This is a genomic window from Microbacterium sp. ZKA21 (assembly GCF_050434165.1).
GTDB lineage: Bacteria > Actinomycetota > Actinomycetes > Actinomycetales > Microbacteriaceae > Microbacterium.
In genome coordinates, this window is record NZ_JBNPVV010000016.1 from 1 (window position 1) to 1260 (window position 1260).

General features: G+C 62.4%; 1 protein-coding gene. It reads right to left on the bottom strand.

Annotated elements, in window-relative coordinates; translation table 11 throughout:
* Positions 1-41: 41 nt before the first annotated feature.
* Positions 42-1192 (bottom strand): IS3 family transposase gene (locus M2317_RS18335; protein WP_429462712.1). Its coding sequence is split into 2 segments (ribosomal slippage): positions 42-919 and positions 919-1192, totalling 1152 coding nucleotides; the frame shifts between segments, so codons are not numbered across the junction.
* Positions 1193-1260 lie beyond the last annotated feature (68 nt).

Genomic DNA, 1260 nt, shown 5'->3' on the forward strand with positions numbered 1-1260 from the left:
GGGACTGCTGACGATTTGGTTGACTCGTCTTGTTTGGGGTTTCAGGCCGCGTGAGCGGCCTCTGAGTTGATTATCTCGAACTCGATCGGGGTGAGTTTCCCTAGGCGTCGTTGCCGACGCCGGCGGTGGTAGGTTCGCTCGATCCAGGTCACGATCTCGAGGCGGAGTTCCTGCCTTGAGTGCCACCGCTTCTTGTTAAGGACGTTCTTCTGCAGGAGCGAGAAGAAGGACTCCATTGCGGCGTTGTCCGCACACGCACCGACGCGTCCCATCGATCCGGTGATTCCGCTCTGGCGGAGCAGCTCGACGAACTTCCGGGATCGAAATTGCGACCCGCGGTCCGAGTGCAGCGTCGTCCCGACAGGGTCACGGAGCGCGACCGCGTTACGCAGCGCGGCAACGGCGAGCTCCGCGGTCATCCGGGAGTCGATGGAGTAGCCGACGATGCGGTTCGAGTGGACGTCTTTGATCGCGCAGAGATACAGCTTTCCTTCATCGGTCCAGTGCTCGGTGATGTCGGTGAGCCACAACTGATCTGGCCTTGTTGCGGTGAAGTCGCGGAGCACGAGATCGTCATGCACGGGAGGTCCCGCTTTCCGGTTCAGGCCACGCTTCTTCGAGAACACGGACCACAGGCGCTGTTCAGAGCACAGTCGCCACACCCGCCGCTCGGACGCTGCAAGCCCGGCCTCGGCTTCGATCTCGTCGGAGATGAACCGATACCCGAACGCCGGGTCATCGCGGTGAAGATCGACGGCGGCGTTCGTGAGATGAGCGTTGTCCCAGTCGCGTTGCGACACGGGGTTCGCGCGCCATTGGAAGAACGCTTGCTTCGAGAAGCCCAGCACCCGGCAGGTCACCGCGATCGGGATCCGATCTGCGGCAAGGTCAAGGACCAGCGGGAACATCATTTGGGGAGTGAAGCCTGCGACAGATACGCGGCCGCTCTCCGCAGGATCTCGTTCTCTTGCTCGAGCAGTCGGATGCGTTTCTTCGCTTCGCGCAGCTCGGCCGCGTCCGCTTGCGTGAGCCCTGGCCTCACCCCGTCTTCGACGTCCGCGATCTTCAACCACCGTTGAAGGCACGACTCGGAGACGCCGAAGTCTTTCGCGATCCGGCTGATCGGGGCTTCGCCCCGACGCGCGACCGCGACGACGTCGTTCCGGAACTCTTTGGGAAATGCTTTGGGCACGTTGACCATCCTCCCGTGAGAACCGAAATCCTCACAGCGTTGGAGTCAACCGAACCGTCAGCAGTCCC